17 protein-coding genes are annotated in these 22,006 nt (G+C 67.8%); 9 read left to right on the plus strand and 8 right to left on the minus strand.

All coding sequences use genetic code 11. The features are described 5' to 3' along the window. The first annotated feature begins 6 nt into the window (after positions 1 to 6). Positions 7 to 1,143, plus strand: coding sequence for an alpha/beta fold hydrolase (locus JQX13_RS00670; protein ID WP_239014443.1), 1,137 nt, complete (start codon positions 7 to 9; stop codon positions 1,141 to 1,143). Beyond that, on the plus strand, positions 1,140 to 2,039 hold the full coding sequence (locus JQX13_RS00675; protein WP_203407150.1) for an alpha/beta fold hydrolase: 900 nt from the start codon (positions 1,140 to 1,142) through the stop codon (positions 2,037 to 2,039). The genes JQX13_RS00670 and JQX13_RS00675 overlap by 4 nt, the downstream gene beginning before the upstream one ends. Positions 2,040 to 2,075: 36 nt before the next feature. Here the strand turns inward: JQX13_RS00675 and JQX13_RS00680 are convergent, their stop codons facing one another. Together JQX13_RS00680 and JQX13_RS00685 are read right to left on the minus strand one after the other, a co-directional pair. Beyond that, on the minus strand, positions 2,076 to 2,504 hold the full coding sequence (locus JQX13_RS00680) for a hypothetical protein (protein ID WP_203407151.1): 429 nt from the start codon (positions 2,502 to 2,504) through the stop codon (positions 2,076 to 2,078). 78 nt (positions 2,505 to 2,582) lie between these two features. After that, a complete protein-coding gene (locus JQX13_RS00685; protein ID WP_239014444.1) occupies positions 2,583 to 3,065 on the minus strand; it encodes a hypothetical protein in 483 nt (160 codons plus the stop codon). A 279-nt stretch (positions 3,066 to 3,344) separates the two neighbouring features. Here JQX13_RS00685 and JQX13_RS00690 point away from each other — a divergent pair, with 279 nt between their 5' ends. Both JQX13_RS00690 and JQX13_RS00695 read left to right on the plus strand, forming a co-directional pair. Then, positions 3,345 to 3,644 carry a hypothetical protein gene (locus JQX13_RS00690; protein WP_203407153.1) on the plus strand — a complete coding sequence of 100 codons (300 nt, stop codon included), beginning with the start codon at positions 3,345 to 3,347 and terminating at the stop codon, positions 3,642 to 3,644. Continuing rightward, positions 3,611 to 4,657 (plus strand): ISAs1 family transposase, encoded by a 1,047-nt coding sequence (locus JQX13_RS00695; protein ID WP_203405123.1) that lies wholly within the window; start codon positions 3,611 to 3,613, stop codon positions 4,655 to 4,657. The genes JQX13_RS00690 and JQX13_RS00695 overlap by 34 nt, the downstream gene beginning before the upstream one ends. A 465-nt stretch (positions 4,658 to 5,122) precedes the next feature. Here JQX13_RS00695 and JQX13_RS00700 read toward each other — a convergent pair whose 3' ends face one another. From JQX13_RS00700 to JQX13_RS00710, 3 genes are read right to left on the minus strand one after another with little or no spacing between them, the layout of a single operon-like run. Next, positions 5,123 to 7,174 carry a PAS domain-containing sensor histidine kinase gene (locus JQX13_RS00700; protein WP_203407154.1) on the minus strand — a complete coding sequence of 684 codons (2,052 nt, stop codon included), beginning with the start codon at positions 7,172 to 7,174 and terminating at the stop codon, positions 5,123 to 5,125. A 12-nt stretch (positions 7,175 to 7,186) separates the two neighbouring features. Beyond that, positions 7,187 to 8,695, minus strand: a complete 1,509-nt coding sequence (locus JQX13_RS00705; RefSeq protein WP_239014445.1) for a sensor histidine kinase — start codon at positions 8,693 to 8,695, stop codon at positions 7,187 to 7,189. 32 nt (positions 8,696 to 8,727) lie between these two features. Then, on the minus strand, positions 8,728 to 9,189 hold the full coding sequence (locus JQX13_RS00710; protein WP_203407155.1) for a response regulator: 462 nt from the start codon (positions 9,187 to 9,189) through the stop codon (positions 8,728 to 8,730). A 376-nt stretch (positions 9,190 to 9,565) separates the two neighbouring features. Between JQX13_RS00710 and JQX13_RS00715 the strand changes: the two genes are divergently transcribed. Further along, positions 9,566 to 10,831, plus strand: a complete 1,266-nt coding sequence (locus JQX13_RS00715; protein ID WP_203407156.1) for a pyridoxal phosphate-dependent aminotransferase — start codon at positions 9,566 to 9,568, stop codon at positions 10,829 to 10,831. Positions 10,832 to 10,838: 7 nt separating this feature from the next. Here JQX13_RS00715 and JQX13_RS00720 read toward each other — a convergent pair whose 3' ends face one another. Beyond that, on the minus strand, positions 10,839 to 12,314 hold the full coding sequence (locus tag JQX13_RS00720) for a PLP-dependent aminotransferase family protein (RefSeq protein WP_239014446.1): 1,476 nt from the start codon (positions 12,312 to 12,314) through the stop codon (positions 10,839 to 10,841). 83 nt (positions 12,315 to 12,397) lie between these two features. Between JQX13_RS00720 and JQX13_RS00725 the strand changes: the two genes are divergently transcribed. The 4 genes from JQX13_RS00725 to JQX13_RS00740 all read left to right on the plus strand — a co-directional run bounded on the left by JQX13_RS00725 (position 12,398) and on the right by JQX13_RS00740 (position 17,922). After that, positions 12,398 to 12,907, plus strand: coding sequence for a cupin domain-containing protein (locus tag JQX13_RS00725; protein ID WP_203407157.1), 510 nt, complete (start codon positions 12,398 to 12,400; stop codon positions 12,905 to 12,907). A gap of 1 nt (position 12,908) precedes the next feature. Then, positions 12,909 to 13,808 carry a dihydrodipicolinate synthase family protein gene (locus JQX13_RS00730; protein ID WP_203407158.1) on the plus strand — a complete coding sequence of 300 codons (900 nt, stop codon included), beginning with the start codon at positions 12,909 to 12,911 and terminating at the stop codon, positions 13,806 to 13,808. 64 nt (positions 13,809 to 13,872) lie between these two features. Next, positions 13,873 to 16,002 (plus strand): FUSC family protein, encoded by a 2,130-nt coding sequence (locus tag JQX13_RS00735; RefSeq protein ID WP_203407159.1) that lies wholly within the window; start codon positions 13,873 to 13,875, stop codon positions 16,000 to 16,002. Positions 16,003 to 16,209: 207 nt separating this feature from the next. Next, positions 16,210 to 17,922 (plus strand): glycoside hydrolase family 71/99-like protein, encoded by a 1,713-nt coding sequence (locus tag JQX13_RS00740; protein WP_203407160.1) that lies wholly within the window; start codon positions 16,210 to 16,212, stop codon positions 17,920 to 17,922. Positions 17,923 to 18,057: 135 nt separating this feature from the next. On the opposite strand, the gene JQX13_RS00745 is transcribed toward JQX13_RS00740, so the two are convergent. Continuing rightward, a complete protein-coding gene (locus JQX13_RS00745) occupies positions 18,058 to 19,488 on the minus strand; it encodes a ribonuclease H-like domain-containing protein (RefSeq protein WP_203407161.1) in 1,431 nt (476 codons plus the stop codon). 12 nt (positions 19,489 to 19,500) lie between these two features. Beyond that, the gene (locus tag JQX13_RS00750) at positions 19,501 to 21,918 is read right to left on the minus strand and encodes a DEAD/DEAH box helicase (protein ID WP_203407162.1); all 2,418 of its coding nucleotides are present in this window, start codon (positions 21,916 to 21,918) and stop codon (positions 19,501 to 19,503) included. Positions 21,919 to 22,006: the final 88 nt, after the last annotated feature.

Genomic DNA, 22,006 nt, shown 5'->3' on the forward strand with positions numbered 1-22,006 from the left:
TCACTCGTGAATCGGCCCGCCCAAGCCATCCAGCGGATCCGCTCGTTCGTCTCGTCCCAGGTCGACGTCTCGCGCTCGCTCGCGCAGGCCCTGCAGGACCGCTCCATCAACCCCTATCCGTACCTCAAGCCCTTCATCGAGAAGGCCGCCAACGTCCGCGAGCCGCCCATCAGCCCCACCCCGCACTCGGTGGTGTACACGCGCGGCAGCATGCGTCTGTTGCGTTACGCCTCGCCCCGGCGCCGCTTCCGCACGCCCATCCTCTTCGTCTACTCGCTCATCAACCGCTGGTACATCCTCGACTTCCTGCCCGGCCGCAGTCTCATCGAGTACCTCACCCGCCAGGGCTACGACGTCTACGCCATCGACTGGGGCGTCGCCGGGCAGGACGAGCAGAACCTCACGTGGAGCGAGCTGCTGGGCGGACACCTGCGCTCCGCCGTGCGCTGGACGCTGCGCGTGAGCGACAGCGAGGACCTGACGCTCTACGGCTACTGCATGGGTGGCACCATGGCGCTGGCCTACACCTCGCTCTACCCCGAGGGCGTGCGCAACCTGGTGGTCCAGGCGACTCCCGTGGACTTCACGAAGGGCGGCATCTACTCGCTGTGGACGCAGCAGCGGCACTTCGACGTGGACTCGCTGGTGGATGCCTACGGCAACGTGCCCACCTACGTGCTGGAGAGCGGCTTCTTCATGGCGGGCCCCGTCCAGCGCATCACCAAGTGGCTCGACGTGTGCCGGCAGATCGACGACCCGGGCTTCGTCACCACCTTCCTCGCCCTGGAGCGCTGGGGCTCGGATGCCGTCCCCTTCCCCGGTGAGGTCTACCGGCAGTACATCCGCGACTGCTACCAGCAGAACCTCTTCTGTCAGAACCGCATGGAGGTGGGCGGCGAGCGCGTGGACCTGGGCAACATCCAGTGCCCCGTGCTCAACATCATCGCGGAGCAGGACAACATCGCCCCACCGGCCATGAGCGAGCCGCTGCCGGACCTGGTGGGCACGAAGGACTGCGAGACGATGCGCTTCCCGGTGGGCCACATCGGCCTGTCGGCGTCCAGCAAGTCGCCGGTGAGGGTGTGGCCCCGCATCTCCGCCTGGATGGGACAGCGCTCGCGGGTACTGGAGGCAGGAGAATGAACGAGGCGCGGGCAAGGGAGAACGCGGTGCACTCGAGGGAGGGCGCCATCCGGCTGCGCGACGGGCGCACGCTGGCCTACGTCGAGTCCGGAAACCTCGAGGGCATGCCGGTCATCTTCATGCACGGCAACCCGGGCTCCCGCTACATGCGGCACCCGGATGACGGGCTCACGGCGAGCCTGGGCGTGCGGCTCATCACCCCGGACCGGCCGGGCTACGGCAAGTCGGACTTCAAGAAGGGACGCACCCTGCTGGACATGCCAGCGGACGTCGAGCAACTGGCCAACACGCTGGGGCTGGGCCGCTTCGCCGTCATGGGCGTGTCCGCGGGAGGCCCCTACGTGGCGGCCTGCGCGTACCGCCTGGGCGAGCGGCTCACGGGCGCGGCCATCGTCTCCGGCTCGGCGCCTTTCAACCGCTCCGGGGCCATGGCGGGCGTGAACCGGGACTACCGCGCCGCCTACAGCATGGCCATGTGGCCGGGCTGGCTGCTGCTGCCGGTGATGTCGCTGCACGACCAGACCGTGCGCCGCAAGCCCGAGCGCGCGCTGGAGACGTTGATGAAGGAGTGCTCGGCGGATGACCGGGCGCTGCTGTCGGATCCAGCCATCGCCGCCCAGGTGAAGGGCTTCCGCTTCGAGGCCTCGCGCCAGGGCGTACAGGGGATGATTCAAGAGGCCCGGCTGCTCACCTCCCCGTGGGGCTTCCCACTCGAGGACATCCGCATCCCCGTACACCTCTGGTACTGGGAGGGAGACTCCATCGTGCCGCTGCAGATGGGACGCTACCTGCACGCGCGCATCCCGAACACGGTACCCCACTTCCTGCAGGGAGGCGGGCACTTCTCCCTCTACTCCCACTGGAAGGACATCCTCGCCGCGCTGGTGCGCGGCTGACAACCCAGAGGATTCCGATGCGGTGAGGGGCCCGCGCTATCGCACGTCGAGGATGCGGCCCCTCCCATCAATGGCATAGGTCGCTCCGGCGTCGAGGACAATGGCATCAAGGCCACATCGGGACAGCCGGGGCAGGAAGCTCACGAAGTAGAGGTCGTCGTTGGCCCGCAGAACAGACGTATCATACGTCGACCAACGAGAGAGACACTCGGCGATCCGTTCGTTGTCTCCCTTCACCTTCGAACCGGGAGGAAGGAAGTCATCCATCGCGACCCTGAGTGCCCCCATGTGCTGTCCATTCAGATGCACCCCCGGCTCGAAGGAGTCAGGAAACCTCACCTGCTCCGCCTCTTCGGACGGCGCACGCTCCGCCGTGGGACGCTTGTAATAGCCAAAGTGGGACAGCAGAGAACAACCCGTCAGGAAGCAGGAGAAGCAGAGCACAACGGGTACGAGCGATTTCATGACGTCTCATTGATCTGAACATCGTGAGAACGGCTCATGGCGCCAATCCGCCGCCATGCTCCACTTCCGGGCATCATCTCAGGGCAACCAACCTTGCCCCTCGAGCATCCGAATGTCTCCATCTTCATTGATGACCTGGCCAATGGGAGCCCATCTGCCTTCACGTAAAGCCGAGACCACACGTGACGTGTTGTTATAACCATACGCTCTGCATTCTCCACTCCTCTCCCGGTAGAGCATCAGCAAGTCACGGTCGAAGATTCGTCCAGTGCGCTTATCCAAGAACCGTGTCGGACGCCATTGGCTATCGATGCTCAGATCTTCCCTCGAGAACTGTCGATTGTTGGGATGAGAGTGCGCTCCACCCAGGATGATGGCGTCCGTGTGCTCAGGATCGTCAAGAGACCTGGGAAGTTCGCAATACTTCTTTCCGCCCTCCTTGCTACCTCCGATGTCGGAGAGATAGCTGAGAAAGAACGCATCCTTCATCCCGGAATAATAGTGCAACGCGCAGTACTCGAACCCGTAGGCACCATTCGACGCACCGGGCTGGCGGGTCATGATTTCACATGCGTTCGCGGCCAGTTCCTCGCTCGTCTTGAACGGTCCGGCCAGTGGGGCCCTGCACCTGGAGTAATCCATCCTCCATGCGGCGCACCCGGACATGAGGGTCAGGCTTGATTCAAAGTCCCACGGGAGAGGTCATCCCACCCAGGCCTACGGCTGAAGTATAGTCCCGCCTACAGGCGCCCACCGGAGGCGAGCAGCCGCGGGCTGATCGCGAGGGGGAGCGCCAGCACAGAGCCGGAGACGGGCCGGACAGGTCCGGGGAGAAGAAGGATGAGTGGGAAGAAAAACCGGGGCGGGAGGACTGGCGGGCCATCCACACCCCAAGCGGGAAACGGGAAGGGGAAGAAGGACGAGCAGGAAACCCCCTCCCGCGTGCAGAGGATGATGGCGAGCCTGGGGCTGACATTCAAGGAGGTAAAGGACCCCCGGGCCCGCCGGGGACAGAGGCATCCGCTGGCGGCGATGTTGATGCTGCTGGTGCAGGCGCTGGCGGTGGGGCGGCGGGTGTTGAGGCATGCCGAGGCGCTGGGGAGGACATGCTGCGCGAAGGCACGGCGCCCGAGGGGCTGAAGCGGCCGGTGTCCGACACGACGTTGGATAGGCTGCTGGGGAAGTTGGAGCCAGAGGGGTTGGAGCAGGAGGTGCACCAGATGGTGCACCGAGGCCTGGAAGTGGGGCTGATACGCCATGAGCTCTTCGCCCGGGGCGTCGTCAGCATTGACGGGAAGGCAGGGGAGAGCACGCCGGGGCAGCCGCCGTGCGAGCCGAGCCACACGACGAAGGATGAGCAGGGGCGGGAGTACTGGTACCCGTACGCGCTGCGCGCCAGTCTCACCAGCAGCGCGGCCCAGCCGGTGCTCGACCAGAAGTTGCTGGAAGGCAAGCAGGGAGAGGCGACGGCGTTCCCGGAGTTGTTCAAACGGGTGGTGGAGAAGTTCGGGCGGCATTTCGAGTACGTGACAGTGGACGCGGGAATGACGAGCGCGGCCAATGCGCGGGTGGTGAGGGAGGCGGGCAAGCACTACCTGATGGCGCTCAAGGAGAACTTCCACCGGCTACATGACAAGGCGTGGGTGGCGCTGGCGGTGGCGCCAGTGAAGGTGCGCACGCGCGAGCGGACGAGCGGGGAGTGGGTGGAGAGGGAGTTGAGGGTGGTGGACAAGCCGCCAGAGGAGGACTTTCCCGGCGCCCAGCAATGGGTATGGGTGCGGCAGACGCGAACCAGAGACGGCGAGCTGCCGAAGGTGGAGACGCGGCTGTTCCTCACCTCCATTCCCACAGGGCAACTGTCCCCGGAGCGGATGCTGACGTTGGTACGCCGGCACTGGGGGATTGAGAACGGGCCCAACTGGACAGCGGACGTGGTGCTGGAGGAGGACAGCGCCTCGCCCAGCCTGCGAGGCAATGCACCCCTGGTGCTCAGCTGGCTGCGTTTGCTGGCCTACAACCTGCTGGCCCTGGTGCGCACGCACCTGCCGACTCGCGACAAACGGCCCCAAAGCTTCGCACGCACCATGGAGGTGCTCTACCAGGGCCTGTTGGGTCTGGCCGTGCTGCCCGAGAGTCTGGCCACACTTGCCTGAGCGCCCGCCAGCTGCTCCCGCTCCGGCCTTCCCGCGCCTCTTCTCCCCTGGCTGTTCGGCCTGTGTACCTTCACTCCTGTCCTTCCACGGCGCCCCTCTTTCAGGCGCCGTCCGGAGGGATGCTCCCTCTTTGCCTGTGAATGTCTGGACTTGCTCTCCGCCTCTTCAAAACCTCTCCTACGGACTTTGGATCAATCCTGGGACATGAGGGTTGGGCGTCGAGCAGCCACAGGTGCTACTCATCAGCCACAACACAATCGCCCAGCAGGAACTCCTGAGCATGCTCGCTCCGTAAACGATTACGCGCAGCCGGTCAAGAAGACCCTATTCAAGATTACCATGCAAACACAGCACGGTCGAGGGAGGAACGGTCCTTCACCTCATTGGCATGGGCAGTCCCCCGCGGAGCCCCCGCAGTCACCAGCACCCGTTGCCGACAACAGGCCACCAACCAGTGAGAGGAAATCAGGCGGAGAGTGACCGCGCCACCTCCGCGTGCGGCAGGGTGAAGTGGAAGGTGGCGCCTTGATCCACCGCGCCCTCGGCCCAGGTCCGCCCACCGTGGCGGGCGATGATGCGTCGCACGTTGGCCAGGCCGATCCCCGTCCCCTCGAACTGCTCGGGCCGGTGCAGCCGCTGGAAGACGCCGAAGAGCTTGTCGACGTACTGCATTTCAAAGCCCACACCGTTGTCGCGCACGAACACCTCGGTCTCGCCTTCCCCTTCGCTGGCCCCCACCTCGATGACCGCCTCCTCGCGAAGCCGCGAATACTTCAGGGCATTGGCGAGCAGGTTCTTGAGCACCAGACGCAACAGCGCCGGGTCCGCCTGAACCTCCGGCAGTGTCCCCACCCGCCACTGCACCTTGCGCCCCTCCATCTCGGGCGAGAGCTCGCGCTGCACCTCCGCCACGAGGTCCCGCAGCGACACCGACGCCTTCTTCAGCTCCGTGCGGCCCATGCGGCTGAACTCGAGCAGGTCATCCACCAGCTTGCCGCCCTGCCGGGCCGCGTCGGCGATCGTCTTCACGTGGCGACGGGCCGTGGCATCCAGGTTCGCGCTCGAGCGTGACTCGAGCAACTGGGCAAAGCCCATGATGTGGCGCAAGGGAGCCCTCAGGTCGTGGCTCACCGAGTAGCTGAAGGACTCCAACTCCTTGTTGGCCTCCAGCAGCGCCGCGGTGCGCTCCTGCACCCGCCGCTCGAGCTGCTGGTTGAAGCGCCGCATCTCCTCTTCCGCTCGCTTGATCTCGGTAATGTCGAGGACGCTGCCGATGAACCCGAGGAACTCGCCCGTGGGGCTCACGCGGGGGGTGGCGGAGTTGAGGACCCAGCGGTACTCGCCATCCTGGCGCCGCAACCGCATCTCCCTGCGGAAGGCCTCGCGCCTCTCCGTGGCGGCGCGCAGCGCGTCCGCGGCGGCGCGGGCGTCGTCGGGGTGCACGACGGAGAGCCAGCCCTCTCCCAGCCCCATCCCTTCGGTCTGCCCGGTGAAGTCGTACCAGACCTTGGAGAGGTAGGTGCAGGAGGCCGAGGCGTCCGTCACCCACAGTATGACGGGGGCGTGGTCCGCCATGTTCCGAAAGCGCGCTTCGCTCTCCTTGAGGGCGGCTTCCGTGCGCTTCTGCTCGGTGATGTCGTGCCCCTGGACGAAAATGCCCGCCACCGAACCGTCCACCCCTTGGATGGGCTGGTAGATGAAATCCACGTACGCATCTTCCAGCGGCCCCCCCGCGCGCCGCTGAATGGAGACACCCACTCCACGACCGATGAAGGGCTCACCCGTGGTGAAGACACGATCGAGCAGCGCGATGAAGCCCTGATCCACCACCTCTGGCAGCGCCTCCCGTACGGGCTTGCCCACCAGCTCCCGCTGTCCCACCAGCTGGGCGTAGGCGGGGTTGACCAGCTCGAAGACGTGATCCTTCCCACGCAGGAAGCACATGAAGCTGGGAGCCTGCTCGAAGAGGCCCCGGAGGTGGCGGCGCTCCGAGTCGAGCAGCCGGTTGGTCTCCTGGAGCATCCTTGCCCGGCCCAGTACGCCCGCCTCCATGACCGCGGACGTGGCGGTCTCGCGCCACTCCATCTTGGCCTCGTTGGCGGCCTGCTTGAGCTGCTCCAGCTCCGTCACGTCCACCGTGTGCTGGAGGATGTAGGCCACCTCCCCGCGCTCATCGAGCAGGGGCACGTGGGTGGCGCTCCAGAAGCGCTCCTTCACCACGACGCCCGTCTCGGTATTCATGGGGACGCGGTAGGGGATGAGCGCCAGGACGTCCGGTGCCCGCGAGGCAAGCACGCGCTCCAGGGAGGTGCGCAACATCACCATGCTCGCGTTGTTGGGGTTGTCCGGGTCGTGGGGAAAGAGCTCGAAGAGGTAGCGGCCCTTGATGTCCTCGAGCCGGCTCGCCGTGGAGCGCAGGTAGGCGTCGTTGGCGGCCACGTAGCGCAGCTGCCGGTCGAGCACCATGTAGGGGTTGGGAGAGAGCCGGAAGATCTCTCCAAAGTCGAGTGGATGCATGGGGGGGGTCTTCTAGGAGGAAGAGGGGCTGCGCGGAAACCGGACGGAGAAGAGCGTTCCCTCCGCGGCCGCGGAGCTCACGTGGATGGAGCCACCGTGCGCGCGCACGATGCTGTCGACGATGTAGAGCCCCAGCCCGATGCTGCGGGTCTGCATGTCCGTCTTGTCCGTGCCACGGCTCAGCGGCTTGAACAGATGGGGAATGCGCTCGGGAGGAATCGGCTCGCCCCTGTTGTGGACCTCGAGCAGAACCGCGCGCTCCTCGCCACGGATACGCACCCTCACCACGCTATCGGGAGGCGAGTACTTGAGGGCATTGCCCACCAGGTTGGTGATGACCTGCGCGACGCGGTCCGGATCCCACTCCCCGTGAGTGTCACCCTCCTGGGTGAGCTCCAACCCGCGCTCGGGATGGGTGTGCCTGAGCTCATCGAGGACCTGGCCCGCCTGGGCATGGAGGCAGAGCGGGGTGCGTACCACGGGGATGCCACCCAGCCGCGCCTGGGTGAAGTCGAGCAGGTCGCGAATCATGCGGCCCGCGCGCTCGGCGCTCGAGAGGATGCGCCGCACCGAGCCGGTGACCTTCTCGTCCAGCCCCTCGCGCTTGAGCAGCGTGGAGGCCCCCAGGGTAATGGCGAAGAGGGGGTTGCGCAGGTCGTGCGAGACGATGCCGATGAGCTGCTGCTCGAACTCGATGCGCCGCTTCACCTCTTCTTCGGCCAGCTTCTGCTGGGTGATGTCGGTAACGAAGCCCTCGGAGCACTCCGGGGTGCCATCCGGACCGAGCCGGAGAAGGGAGCGGCTCCACAACCAGCGCTCCTCGCCTCCCCGGGTGCGGATGCGGTAGGTGGTCGTGAGCTGGCGCCCCTCGGCGAAGGCGGACCGTGCCTCGGACTCCACCCGCTCCAGATCCTCCGGGTGGAGGAGGCAATCCCAGCTGAGCGCTCCGCCGGCAGCAAAGGCCTCGGGGGGCCAGCCGGTGAGCGCCAGGCACCCGTCGCTCGCGAACTCGAGGTGCCACGGCCTTCCCCCCGCCTTGCGTCGGAAGGCCATGCCCGGCAGGTTGGCCATGAGGGTGGAGAGGGTGTGCTCGCGCTCCTGCAGCCGCGCCTCGGCCAGGTGGCGCTCCCTCCGCTCGTGCGCCTCGCGCAGGGCGCGCTCGACGCTCGGCACCAGCCGCTCCAGCCTATCCTTGAGGACGTAGTCGGTGGCGCCGCGCTTGAGCAGCTCGATGGCCCGCTCCTCGCCCAGCGCCCCCGAGACGAAGAGGAAGGGCACCTCCGGGCATGCGAGTTGGCAGGCGGCCAGGGCCCTCGGCCCGTCGAAGCCGGGGATGCTGTAGTCGCTGAGGATGAGGTCGAAGCGGCGCCCGGCCAGGGCCGCGTTGAAGCGCTCGTAGCTGTCCACGCGGGTCAGTTCGAAGAGCAGACCGCCCTCCTCGAGGCGCGCGGCGATGAGCTCGGCATCAAGGACGCTGTCCTCCACCAGGAGGAGGGACAGCGTGCGGCCTGGTGCCCACACCTGTGCACGATGCGCTTCTGCGACCCGTGGCCTCACGAAAGGTTGGACCTCCGGAGCGAGCCTGGAGGCGGCTCGTTCACCACCGCCCAGAACAGCCCCAGATCCTTCAAGGCCTTGACGAACTCAGGAAAACCCACTGGCTTCACCACGTAGGCGTTGACGCCCAGACCGTAGGAGCGCGCCAGATCTGCCTCCTCCCGACTGCTGGTGAGCATCACCACCGGAACCGTCTTGAGCTGCGAGTTCGTCTTGATCTGCTCGAGCACCTGCAGCCCATCCACCTTGGGCATCTTCAAATCCAGCAGGACCACGGCCGGTAGCCCGTCGGGTCGCTCGGCGAATGTGCCTTCCTTGTAGAGGTAGTCGAGCGCCTCCCGGCCATCCCGAACCCACACCACCTCGTTAGCCAGCCCGCTCTCCGCGAATGCCTCCAACGTCAGCTCTGCGTCATTGGGGCTGTCCTCCACGAGAAGCACCCGCTTGAGCTCCGTCATCGTTTCTCCCCTACCTCGATTGGTGGAAAAATACCGGTCTCCGGATACCGGAGGTGGACACGAATGATTTACTGGCCAACACCCCAGCCGGGCGTTCCCCTACTTGGGACCGTTCTTCTGTCTCCCGTCGAACCGGGCAGGTCAAGCTGAAGACGCCTTTGGGCCGTTCCGCCTATTCCCGGAGAGGGCACTGCCAGCAACACAAAGCCGCTCGCGTCCGCTCCGCCATGAGCGCCAACCGGTATGGCCGGGATTCTGATGACCCCATGCTCAGCACCTCGCCCCGAGGGCGGCGAGCAAGCCTGACGCATGGGCCCTCATGGGAGGTCATTTCAGTGGATGAAGGCCACGCGCGTTCTCCGCTAGCGTCTGGCCCGTGAGCGACGACCTCTCCCTGCCAGCGTTCCGCACCGTGCCGCGCACGGGCGTCATCTACGTCACCGCCGAGGCCATGCGCCGGGGCTACCGGGGCGGCGACCCCGAATGGTGCAACCTCGGCCAGGGGCAACCCGAGACGGGGGACCTGCCCAACGCCCCCCCTCGCGTCGGCAGCGTCACGGTGGACGTGAACGACCTCGAGTACGCCCCCGTGGCCGGCCTCTGGGAAGTCCGAGAGACCATCGCCGCCCTCTACAACCGGCTGTACCGGCGCGGCCTGCCGAGCCAGTACAGCGCGGAGAACGTCTCCCTCTCCGGCGGTGGCCGCGCCGCCCTCACCCGCGCCGCCGCCAGCCTCGGCTCCGTCAACCTCGGCCACTTCCTCCCGGACTACACCGCCTACGAGGAGCTGCTGGACGTCTTCAAGGCCTTCACCGCCATCCCCATCCTCCTCGAGGGCGAGCGCGGCTACGCCTTCACCCACGAGGACCTTCGCCGCGAGGTGCAGGGCCGCGGCCTCTCCGCCCTCCTCTTCTCCAACCCCTGCAATCCCACCGGCAAGCTCGTGCAGGGCGACGAGCTGGCGCGCTGGGTGTCCGTCGCCCGCGAGCTCGAGTGCACCCTGCTCATCGACGAGTTCTACTCGCACTACATCTGGACGGGCCGCCCCGGTCAGCTCCCCGTGGAGAGCGCCGCCCGCTACGTGGAGGACGTCAACAAGGATCCCCTCGTCCTCTTCGACGGCTTCACCAAGAACTGGCGCTACCCGGGCTGGCGCATGACGTGGACGTTGGGCCCCCGCCAGGTCATCGAGGCCGTGTCCAGCGCGGGCAGCTTCCTCGATGGTGGCGGCAGCCGTCCCCTGCAGCGCGCCGCGATTCCCCTGCTGGAAGAGCAGCACGTGGTGAAGGAGACGCTCGCCATCAACCACCACTTCCGAGAGAAGCGCGACCGCTTCCACTCGCGTCTGGAGCGGCTCGGCATCCGCACGGACCGGACTCCCGATGGCACCTTCTACATCTGGGGCAACGTGTCCGGCCTGCCCCCGCCCCTCAATGATGGCATGGGCTTCTTCCGCGCCGCGCTCGAGCAGAAGATCATCACCGTCCCCGGCGAGTTCTTCGACGTGAACCCCGGCAAGCGCCGCGCCCGCCCCTCGCGATTCCGCAACTACGTGCGTCTGTCCTTCGGCCCCTCCATGGAGGTGCTGGACAAGGCCCTGGGCCGGCTGGAGGCCCTGGTGCTGCGCCACACGAGCGCGTAGGACGAGCTCAGCTCCGCCGCGGGCGGGCGAGGGCCAGGCGCCGCACGCCCTCGCGCAACTCCTGGGGCGTCAGCGAGGCGAAGCCCAAGCGGAAGGCCGCCGGGCCCCTCCCCTCGAGCGCGAAGGCATGACCCGGGGTGACGAGCACACCGCGCGAGGCCGCGCGCTCCGCCCAGGCGCTCACATCGAGAGCCTCGTCCACCCGGGCCCAGAGCGCGAGCCCACCCGCCGGCACCTCGAAGTCCACGGAGCCTCCCAGCTCCTCGCGCAGCGCTTCCGCCAGCGCATCCCGCCGGGCGTGGTACTCCCGGCGGGCCCTGCGGGCATGCCGCTGCAACTCCCCCTCCTCCAGCAACTCCACCAGGGCCCGCTCCAGCGGCGCATCCCCCTGGCGATCCACCACCGTCCGAAGGGCCGACAGGGCACGCACCAGCGGCGCGGGAGCCACCACGTAGCCAAGCCTCAACCCCGGAGCGATCAGCTTGGAGAGCGAGCCCACGTAGACGACACACCCGGCCCGGTCCGAGCTCGCCAGGGGAAGGACGGGCCTGCCCTCGTAGTGGAACTCGTGGTCATAGTCGTCCTCCACCACCGCCACGCGCGCCTCGGTGGCCAGGCGCAGCAACTCCATCCTCCGAGCGGCGGTGAGGGTGACGGTGGTGGGGTACTGGTGATGGGGCGTCACATAGACGGCACGCACCGGCTGCTTCGCCATCAACGCCTGGAGCGCGTCCACCCTCATGCCCTGCGCATCCACCGGGAGCCCCACGAGCCGGGCGCCCGCCAGCCGCAGCGCGTCCCACGCGGGCCGATACCCGAGCCCCTCCACGGCCACGGCATCTCCCGGGCGGAGGAGGGCACGCGCCACGAGGAAGAGCGCCATCTGGCTTCCCCGCGTGACGAGCACGTCATCCGCCCCCGCGGCGAGGCCCCGTGTGCGGCTGAGCATCCCCGCGAGCGCCTCGCGCAATCCGGGCTCTCCGCGCGCATCTCCCACGCCCAGCGCCGTTCGGGCGCGGCCCGTGAGGACCCGACGGAAGGCACGCGACAGGGCCACCGCTGGCGCCAGACGCACGTCGGGGGCGCCATCGTTGAACACCAGCACCCCCTTGGGAGCGGGTGACGCCCACTCGAGAGACAGCTCCTCTCGCGGAAGGGAGAAGCCCGGCCGCGCGGGCATCCGCTGCCGGGGCGAGCCACCGAACCCCTTCGGCGTCGCCACGGGGAGCGCCTGGGAGATGAAGGTGCCGCGGGAAGGCTCGGCGCACGCCCAGCCCTGTTGGACGAGCTCGCGATAGGCGGCGTCCACCGTGTTGCGATGAATCCCCAGGGAGACGGCCAGTGCCCGCGTCCCGGGGAGAGCATCTCCTGGGGACAACCGCCCCCGCTCGATGTCTCGGATGACCGCGCGCGCGAGCTGGACGAAGAGCGGCACGGGCGAGGACGGATCGACTTCCAGGGTGAGCTTCCAGGTACGCAGCACCGGCCCAATCTACTTCGCCAAACCGGCTCTTTCGAGGGTGCCGGTAGGTCTCTACCTTCCGCCGCACACAAGGAGGCCCATTCATGAGCCAGACCGTGAGCACCCAGAGCACGAGGTACCACTCCGCCGATTTCGACAAGACGCCCCCACGCCCGCGCGTGGTGATCCCCGACAAGCTCTTCCACCCCGCAGTGGAGAGCGCAGGCCAGAACGAGGGCTACTCGAAGGAGCGCAAGCACCCCGTCTTCTTCGTGGACCTGCCCTCGCACGCCCTCAGCATGACGATCGGCTGGCTGGAGCCGGGCCAGTCCTCCAACAGGCACCGCCACACGTACGAGACGGTCCTCTACGTGCTCGAGGGAGAGGGGTACTCGGACATCCAGGGCAAGCGCATTCCCTGGAAGCAGGGCGACGCGCTCTACATCCCCGTGTGGGCCTGGCACAACCACGTCAACACCCACCCCACGCAACGCGCGCGCTACCTGGCCTGCGAGAACGCGCCCATGCTCCAGAACATGGGAGGCATCGCCCTGCGCGAGGAGGTCCCGGAGAAGGGTCAGAAGCCGGTCCGCGAGGACGAGGAGGAGGGCTGACATGAACCGTCACGTTCCGCTGCGCGGCATCATCGGCTACACCCTCACGCCCTTCCGCACCGACGGGAAGGTGGACCTCGACAAGCTCCGGACGCTCACCGGGCGAATGGTGGACTCGGGCGTCCATGCCATCGCCCCGCTCGGGAGCACGGGCAGCCTGCCCTATCTGGACGACGAGGAGCGCGAGGCCGTCGCCGAGGCGACCGTGAAGGTCGTGGGTGGCCGAGTCCCGGTAATGGTCGGCGTCTCGAGCCTCACCACCGAGCGAACCCTCCACCACGCCCGCTTCGCCGAGCGCGTGGGCGCGGATGCCGTGATGATCATCCCGATGAGCTACTGGAAGCTCACCGAGGAGGAAATCTTCCGGCACTTCGACACGGTGGCCCGAGCCATCTCCCTCCCCATCATGGCCTACAACAACCCGGCCACCGGCGGACTGGACATGACGCCGGAGTTCCTCGCGCGGCTGCTGGAGATTCCCAACGTCACCATGGTGAAGGAGAGCACGGGAGACGTCGGGAGGATGCACCGCCTGCGGCAGGTGGCGGGTGAGGAGGTGGCCTTCTTCAACGGCTCCAACCCGCTCGCCCTCGCGGCCTTCGCGGCGGGAGCCCGGGGCTGGTGCACCGCCGCGGCGCACCTCATCCCCGAGCTCACCCTGGAGCTGTACCGGCAGGTGGTGGAGAAGGCCAACCTCGTGGAGGCACGCAAGGTGTTCCAGCAGCAGCTCCCGCTCCTCCAGTTCATCGTGAAGGGAGGACTGCCACGCACGGTGTCCGCGGGCCTGGAGCTGCTCGGGACGGAGATGGGGCCCCTGCGCGCGCCCCTCCTCCCGCTCCCCAGGCCGGAAGTGGAAGCACTGCGGCGCATCCTCGCGTCCGCTCGGCCAACACGTCCCTGAGCGACCGGGCAACCGGGCGAGCATTCGCGCTCTCCCATTCGCAACCTCCTCCGGGAGGAATTGCTTGGGACGTCTGAAGCGCCGTCTACACCCGACGCATCTCTGGGATCTCTTCGTCACCTCCGACCCGGACCTGGGCCGACTGCGGATGGGCCTGCGCTCCATGCTGGGGGCGGGCCTGTCCGCCCTCGTCATCTCCCAGCTGGCCAGCCTGCTGGGCGAGCCACCCACCGTCACCATGGTGGGCACCATGATGGGGATGATGGGGTCCCAGATCGCAACGGACCCCAAGCCCCGGGAGCAGCGTCTCACGACCCTGCTCCTGGCACTCCCGGCCATGGTCTCGATCGTCGTGGGAACGCTCGCCTCCCAAGTCCCCGTGCTCGGCGCGGCGGCCTTCGCGGTGACGATCTTCATCGCCACCTACGTGCGCCGGTTCGGGCCCAGGGGGCTCGCGATGGGGATGATTGGCTTCTTCGCCTTCTTCAACGCGCTCTTCTTCCATGCGCAACTGGCGCAGATACCGGCCCTCGTCGGCGCCATCGCTGTCGCCATCTGCATCGCCTATGCGGTGCGGTTCGTGCTCGTCCGCGACCGTCCCGACCTCGACCTGCGGCGCTTCGTCCGGTCGTTCCAGAAGACGGTCGCCCTCGTACTCTGGGAGCTCACGGACTTCCCCGAACAGCGACGGGTGACTCCCGCCATGCAGCGTCGGCTCCGCCGTGAAGCCGATCGCCTGAACGACGCGGCGCTCGCGGTGGAGGACCTGCTCACCCGCTGCCAGCCCGCCCTGCGACTGCGGATCTTCGACCTCGAGCTCGCGGCCGACCGAGTGATCGCCGCCGTCCGCCAGGTGGTGGAGTCGGGTTCGCTGCCCCTCGAGGCGCGCAAGGAGCTCCGGCAGGCCCTGTTCGCCGCACACGCCTCCGTGCGCAATCGAGACCCGGTTGCGCGAAAGGTGATGCAGGAGCACCTCGCACACCTCCAGGAAACCGTGTCGGGCGCGCCCGAATCCGGGCAGGGCCGTTCGGATGCCCGGCGCTTCGCCACCTCCATCACGGACCTGGTGGAGGCCGCCGCCAACCTCCCGGGCGAGCTCCCCCGGCTCGCACCAGGACAGGCGACCGCGGTGAAGGCGGGCACGGGCCCCCAGGGGGCGCCCCCGAAGAACGGCCTCCATCCATCCACGCGCCAGGCGCTCCAGGTCACCGTGGCGTGCGTGCTCGCCATGGTGGTGGGCCACGCGGTGTCCTCCGAGCGCTGGTACTGGGCCGTCATCACCGCGTTCGTCACCTTCACGAGGACGCGGACGCTCGGCGACACCCTGCTGCGTGGCTGGTCCCGGGTGCTCGGCACCTTCCTGGGAGTCATCGCCGGGTTGTTGCTCGCGGGAGTCGTCAGCGGACACCGCACCGTCGAGCTCGTGAGCCTCTTCGTGTGCGTCTTCTTCGGCTTCTATCTGATACGGATTTCCTACGGGTGGATGGTCTTCTGGTTCACCACGATGTTGTCGGTCCTCTACAGCCTGCTCGGCCGGTTCTCCCCCGACCTCCTCGTCCTGCGCATCGAGGAGACGCTGATCGGCGCCGGGCTCGGCGTGCTCATCGCCACCCTCCTCCTCCCGGAGCGGACGACGGTGCACATCCACGCGACCGCGAAGCAGGTCCTTTCCGCGGTGTGCGACTACCTCGAGGAAGCCGTGGTGAATCGCTCGCCGGAGTCGGACCCGGCCCGGTTGATCGACCTGGCGAGAACCCTCGATGCGAAGCTTCGTGAGCTGAGGACGGTGGCGCGTCCCCTCACCGGCTCCCTCGTACGGTTGGCACCCCGAACGGCGCGCACGGTGCACTCGGTCTCCGAGCTCGTCGTCTTCGTCCGGCACCTCGCTCTGGGCAAGGGCGTCCTGCAGGTACACGACGAGGTCCACGAATTGATTCGCGAGGCGGCAGCCAGGCTCGCGAGCAATGCGCGCACGCTCGCGCGGACATTGGACCAGGATGAAAAGCCCACCCTCGAGCCCGCGGCCGCGCTGCTCGAAAAGGCCCGGAGAGCACTCGTCGGAGAGGAGACCGTGCGGCGCGGTCCGGCGAGCCCTCCCATCTTCCTTCATTGGCTCGCACGCGTGGACGACACGCTCAATGTCCTCGCCAAGGCCTCGAGTCCCCTGACCCGGAACCCACTCGCGTCGACATAGGTATTTCCTCTCACGTCACGCGGTCTCCCCGCCCGCCACGCGTCTGTTTTGTTTTCGCCATATTCTTTGACATATCAATAATCCTTTCCGAGACATCGATAGCGTGTTAGTGACTGCCGCGCGGCGCGCATCCGCGCCGTTTGTCTCATCACCGTCTCATTCCAGACACGGCGTGGTGGGACTCTCGGCCTCAAGGAGATCAATGTCATGGAACATCGTCGTTTCCTTTCCGAAGGAGCGGGCGCGTTCGCCGCGCTCATGTTGACGGGATGTGGTCTAGCCTCGCCCGAAAGCCAGAGCATCACCCTTTCGGGGGAGAAGGAGCCCACCGCCACCCTCACCGCCCCCGTTTCCGTGAGCAAGACCTTCACGAAGAAGGTCTATGTCCACCTGATGCCCTGGTTCGAGACCAGGGAGTCCTCGGGCAACGGCACCTGGGGAGTCCACTGGACCATGAGCACCAAGAACCCCGACGTGGTCGACTCCACGGGCAAGCGGCAGATCGCCTCACATTATTATCCGCTGATCGGTCCCTACGCGTCGGGCGACAAGGACGTGGTGGAGTACCAGTTGCTGCTCATGAAGTACGCGGGCGTGGATGGCGTGCTCATCGACTGGCCCGGCACCCTCGACTGCGTGGACTACCCCAAGAACAGGCAGAACGCCGAGGCCTTCATCAACAAGACCGCCGCGGTGGGTCTCGAGTTCGCCATCGTCTACGAGGACCACAACCTGACGCTGGCGCCCACGTACGGCTGCTCCGTTCCGGACAAACTCGCCGCGGCCCGTAACGACATGGCCTACCTGCGAGACAACTACTTCTCGCGGAGCAACTACATCAAGGTCAACAACGCGCCCCTGCTCCTGGACTTCGGACCGCAGACCTTCAAGTCGCCGGACGACTGGAGCAACATCTTCTCGCCCCTCTCACCCAAGCCGACCTTCCTGACGCTCTGGTACCAGAGCGGTGATGCCGGGGCCAACGCCCAGGGCGAGTACCCGTGGATCTACTCGGACTTCATCACCGGATTGCAAAACTTCTATGACAACCGTCCGCTGAACGTGAAGTTCGGCGTGGCCTACCCGGGCTTCAACACCTTCTACTCCGAGGGGGGCTGGGGCGGTCCAACGTGGGGCCTGCCCTACGATGGGACCGGCACCTTTGGCCAGACGTTGGACATGGCCAAGAACAGCGGCGTGAACTGGATCCAACTCGCCACCTGGAACGACTACGGCGAAGGCACGATGATCGAGCCGACGCGCGAGTTCGGCTATGGCTTCCTGACCACCCTGCAGCAGAAGCTCGGTGTGTCCTACGGGCAGAGCCAGCTGGAACTCATCGCCAGGCTCCATGAGCAGCGCAAGCAGTACGCGGGCGACGCATCCAAGCAGGCCCAGCTCGACCAGGCCTTCAACTACCTCGTGGCCCTGCAACCCGATCAGGCCGCGAACATCCTCAATGACACCCAGCCGCCGCCCACCTCTCCCACCGTCGTCAACGCCGGCTTCGAGTCCGGTATGACGGGCTGGAACACCTGGTCGCCCGATGGCACCGCCGGGGCCGCGCTCACCGAGACCTACAACGGGGGCCACCACAGCACCTACCACCTGACGCACTACAGCCCGGGGGCCTTCGAGACGTGGACGTACCAGATGCTCAACAACATCCCCAACGGCAACTACCGGGTACGTGCCTGGGTCCGGAAGGGCGGCGACTTCCACTTCTCCCGGCTCCAGGCCAAGATTTGCGCCGAATGCACGCCGGCCGCCACCGAGCTCGGCACGTACGGCGACTGGACGCAGCTGGAGACGCCGACCATCGCCGTGACCGCGGGCTACCTCGAGTTCGGCCTCCACACCAAGGCCACGAGCGGCAGCAGCTTCGTCCACCTGGACGACGTGCAGGTCATCCGTCAGTAGCCGCGAGGCCCGCCGCAGTTGGGAAGCACCCGGGTGCGGGTCAAGTGCCCAGGTGCATCCCCTCGATGATGCGCTAATGATGCGCTCGCTCTGGAGGGAGGATTGCTCCGTCGGCTCCCGCGCACACCCCGCGGCTCACGACACGCTCCGGGGCGGCGAGGCCCCGAAGTCCAGCGTGTACTCACGTGCCACGCGGGAGAGCTTGCGCTCCAGACGCTCGATGCGGCGCCGCAATGCCTCGCCACTCTCGGCGGGTGAGGCGAGCCGCGCGTGGTGCAGGGCACGCGGGAGGTCCTTGAGATCGTGCTCGTACAGCTTGGCCAGCGAGAGGTGGAGGGGCGCGGCCTGGTCCGCCCGCGCCGACGCGAGCGCCCGCTGGAGGTTCGCCGCCGCCGTCTGGTCATCCCCCACCCGGCGTGACAGGCGGGAGGCCAGCGCGAGCGCCTCGACGCCCACCGCACCTCCGTCTCCCGCCGCGGCGGCCCGGGCGAAGGCGTGGGCCCGCTCATAGTCCCGCGCCCGGAGCGCCACGCTCGCGAAGCCCAGCAGGTCGCGTGCATCCTTCCCCTCGGCGCCGCTCGCCCGGAAGCGCCGCACCAGCACGCCCAGCAGCGCCGCCAGCAACAGAAGATCGTTCGCGTTGTGCTCCAGCACCGGCGTCAGGGCCGAGCCATCCGCGCCCCGCAGGAAGCGGAAGTAGAGGTCCGGAATCAACGAGCCGTCCACGTCCCCCACCCGGTGGTAGCCGAGCACCTGCTCCTCCAGGTGCACCAGCCGCGTCCCGGAGCCGCGGTATTTGAAGACGCGGCGCGCGCAGTGCAGCAGGTCCAGGTGTGGCAGCTCGGCGGGAGGCGTCACGCGGTTGAGCACGAAGCGCGTTCGCAGCAGCGGCCAGTCGAAGCTCTTGCCGTTGAACGTCACCAGACAGGAGGACTCCGCCATGCGCTCGGCCAACACGCGCAGCATCGGCGCCTCCTCTCCCAGCTTGCGAAGGAAGAGTTGATGCACCCGCAGCGAGCGGCCCTCGAACCAGGCCAGGCCCACCAGGAAGGGCACCGTGCCCGTACCGCCCGCGAGCCCCGTCGTCTCCGTGTCCAGGAAGAGCATCCGCCGGAAGTCCACGCCCGCCAGCCCCGGCTGCAGCGCCAGGCTCGCCACCAGCGGTGACTCCACATCCAGCGCCTCCGCGAGCGGCGCGCTGCCGTGGTGGTGGTCCGGTGGCAGCACGCGCTCGGCGACATGGACGACGCCGTGCGGTGTGCTTCGGGGCTCCGCGGGCAGAGGACCCGGAGGCGGCGCCGCGGAGGTGCCCCGGCGACCCACCGCCGCGCCCCGACGCTCGGCCCAATCCCCGAGCATCCGGCGCAAGGCAACCACGCGCGGATCCGGCTCGTTCCGAGGCGCCTCGGAGGGAGGATCCTCCACCTGCGTGGGCGGGACTTCCACCGCCGGAGCGACGGACGCAGGTTCCACCTCCGGGGCCTGCGGAGCTGGAGACGGTTTCGCCCCCGGCTTGCCGCCGGGACCCACGCCGCCGAGCCGAGCCAGCTTGCGTTTCAAGTCCACGGCGCACCTCGCCTACTGCAGGGCCACGACACCCAGGGCCGAGAGAATCTCCAACCCGAGCCGCTTGCGCGGGTGGGTGTCCACCGGCGCGCTGCCGGGCATGACGCCCGCGGCGGGGCCGATGCACGCGGGGCACCCATCCTCGCAGCCGCACGACTCCAGCAGCCGCCGCGCGCGCCGCAACAACTCCTCTCGCTGGTCGAACAGACGCGCGGCCAGCCCCACCCCTCCCGGAATGTTGTCGTAGAGGAAGATGGTCGGATCGAAACCCACGCCTCCGTCCTTGCGCGGCGGACCGTCCGCGTCGTCCTTGCTCCCGAGCGTCTTGCCAATATCCCTCGGGTCGATCATCAGCCCCACGCAGGCCACCGTCCGCAGCGCGCTGGCTATTCCCCGGAGCGCATCGATGACGGCGGGCCGCGGCGCGCCCATGGAGCGCACCACGCTCTCCGGCACGGTGAGCCAGAGCGAGGTGGTGTGCATCTGCATCTCCGGCAGGTTCACGTCCCCGTAGCCCACGTTCTCGTGGGTGTGGAACTTGATCTTCTTGTAGCCCACCACCTTCTCGATGACGCTCACCTCGCCCATGCCCGCCTGCAGGTCCGGCCCGAGCGCGGCGCCCTGGTCCTCCTGGATGACGTTCACCCGCACGTACGTCATCGCGTCGGTGAAGTAGTCCGGCGCCACCTTGCGCACGTAGGCCTTGTGGTTCTCGTAGTCGAAGCGCTCGACCTGGTACTGCTCGGCCTCGTGCTGGTAGATGGCCTGCTCGTGCAACATCGTGTGCGCCGAGCGGAAGTCCATCTCCGCCAGTGTGCGATCCGTGCCCAGCTCGATGATGACCACGTTGTCCCAGCCCACGCTGCGCAGCGAGACGTGGTTGGCCGGGTACGCGTCCGCGGACCAGTGGAACATCCGCTTGCCCTGGGGGCCCGGCGTGGGGTGCACCACCTCGTGCTGCGCGAGATAGCCGAGCGCGTCCGTGGTGGACTCGGCCGGCACGTCCCCGAAGGTGTCCCCCTCCTCGAAGGGCAGCTCGAAGGCCGCGCACTTGAGATGTTGGACGAGGATCTCCACGTTGTCCGGATCGATGCGCGCGTGCTCCACCGGAGCGCCCGTGAGGGACTTCGGATCCCCCGCGAAGTACTGATCCAACGGCGAGCTCGAGGTCACGAGGAGCGCGAGGCTGCCCGCGCCCCGGCGACCCGCGCGTCCGAAGCGCTGCATCAACGCCGCCACCGAGCCCGGGTAGCCCGCGCACACCACCGCGTCCAGCGAGCCGATGTCGATGCCCAGCTCCAGCGCGTTGGTGGCCACCACACAGCGCACCTCACCCGCGCGCATGGCCGCCTCGGTGGCCCGGCGCGTCCCCGGCAGGTAGCCGCCGCGGTAGCCCTGGATGAGATTCGGGTCCATCTTCTCCTCGATGAACCGGTCCCTCAGGTACTTGAGCATCACCTCGATGTTGTTGCGCGACTGGCCGAAGAGCAGCGTGGACACCTCGGCGCGCACCAGGTCCGCCACCAGCCGCACCGCGCTCTTGAGGTAGCTGGCGCGGATGCCCAGCTCCGCGTTCACCACCGGCGGGTTGTAGACCATGATCCGGCGCTCACCCGAGGGCGCTCCGCTCTCGGAGACGAGCGACACCTCGCGGCCCAGCATCCGCTCGGCGTGGGCCTTCGGGTTGCCGATGGTGGCCGAGGCCAGGATGAACACCGGCGACGAGCCATGGAAGGCCGCCACGCGCTGCAACCGGCGCAACACGTTGGCCAGGTGCGAGCCGAAGACGCCCCGGTACGTGTGCAGCTCGTCGATGACGACGTAGCGCAGGTTGGAGAAGAGCCGCGCCCAGTTCGCGTGGTGCGGGAGGATGCCCGTATGCAGCATGTCCGGGTTGGTGAGCACCACGCCGCTGCGCTCGCGAGCCGCCCGCCGGGCATCCCCCGGCGTGTCCCCGTCGAAGGTGATGGCGCCGTGCTCCAGGCCCGCCTCGCGCATGAAGACGCGCAGCGACTCCTCCTGATCTCTCGACAGCGCCTTGGTGGGGAAGAGGTACAGGGCGCGCGCCTGCGGCTCCCGCGCGAACTGGTCCAGCAGCGGCAGGTTGTAGCAGAGGCTCTTGCCCGAGGCCGTGGGCGTGGCGATGACCAGGCTGCGCCCCGAGCGCGCCAGCCGGTAGGCCTCGGCCTGGTGGGAGAAGAGCCGGTCGATGCCTCGGCGCTTCAGGGCCTCGCGCACCTGGGGCGACACCTCCTCGGGGATGGGCGCGTAGGCTCCAGCCCGGGCCGGCGTCACCTCGTCGAGGACGATGTTGGGCCAGACCTGCTTGTCATCACGCCAACCCCGCAGGACGGCGTCGAGACCACGGGGACCCGTCCAGGGCTTGCGCCGAGGCCCGGCGAAAGACCCTTCTTCCTTCTCGGACTTCATGGGGTCGGGCACTGTACAGACGTACACCCGGCGAGGCAACGCGTGAGCGCATTTCCTCCCGGCGGGGACTCGGGCAAGCGTCGTGACC

The sequence above is a fragment of the Archangium violaceum genome (genome assembly GCF_016859125.1).
GTDB lineage: Bacteria > Myxococcota > Myxococcia > Myxococcales > Myxococcaceae > Archangium > Archangium violaceum_A.

Excerpts from the sequence above, each read along its gene's own strand:
- JQX13_RS00690 (WP_203407153.1), top strand. The coding sequence starts at position 3,345 with ATGAGTGGGAAGAAAAACCGGGGCGGGAGGACTGGCGGGCCATCCACA.
- JQX13_RS00710 (WP_203407155.1), bottom strand. The coding sequence starts at position 9,189 with ATGACGGAGCTCAAGCGGGTGCTTCTCGTGGAGGACAGCCCCAATGAC.
- JQX13_RS00695 (WP_203405123.1), top strand. The coding sequence starts at position 3,611 with ATGCTGCGCGAAGGCACGGCGCCCGAGGGGCTGAAGCGGCCGGTGTCC.
- JQX13_RS00740 (WP_203407160.1), top strand. The coding sequence starts at position 16,210 with ATGGAACATCGTCGTTTCCTTTCCGAAGGAGCGGGCGCGTTCGCCGCG.
- JQX13_RS00700 (WP_203407154.1), bottom strand. The coding sequence starts at position 7,174 with ATGCATCCACTCGACTTTGGAGAGATCTTCCGGCTCTCTCCCAACCCC.
- JQX13_RS00680 (WP_203407151.1), bottom strand. The coding sequence starts at position 2,504 with ATGAAATCGCTCGTACCCGTTGTGCTCTGCTTCTCCTGCTTCCTGACG.
- JQX13_RS00725 (WP_203407157.1), top strand. The coding sequence starts at position 12,398 with ATGAGCCAGACCGTGAGCACCCAGAGCACGAGGTACCACTCCGCCGAT.
- JQX13_RS00730 (WP_203407158.1), top strand. The coding sequence starts at position 12,909 with ATGAACCGTCACGTTCCGCTGCGCGGCATCATCGGCTACACCCTCACG.
- JQX13_RS00685 (WP_239014444.1), bottom strand. The coding sequence starts at position 3,065 with ATGACCCGCCAGCCCGGTGCGTCGAATGGTGCCTACGGGTTCGAGTAC.
- JQX13_RS00750 (WP_203407162.1), bottom strand. The coding sequence starts at position 21,918 with ATGAAGTCCGAGAAGGAAGAAGGGTCTTTCGCCGGGCCTCGGCGCAAG.
- JQX13_RS00675 (WP_203407150.1), top strand. The coding sequence starts at position 1,140 with ATGAACGAGGCGCGGGCAAGGGAGAACGCGGTGCACTCGAGGGAGGGC.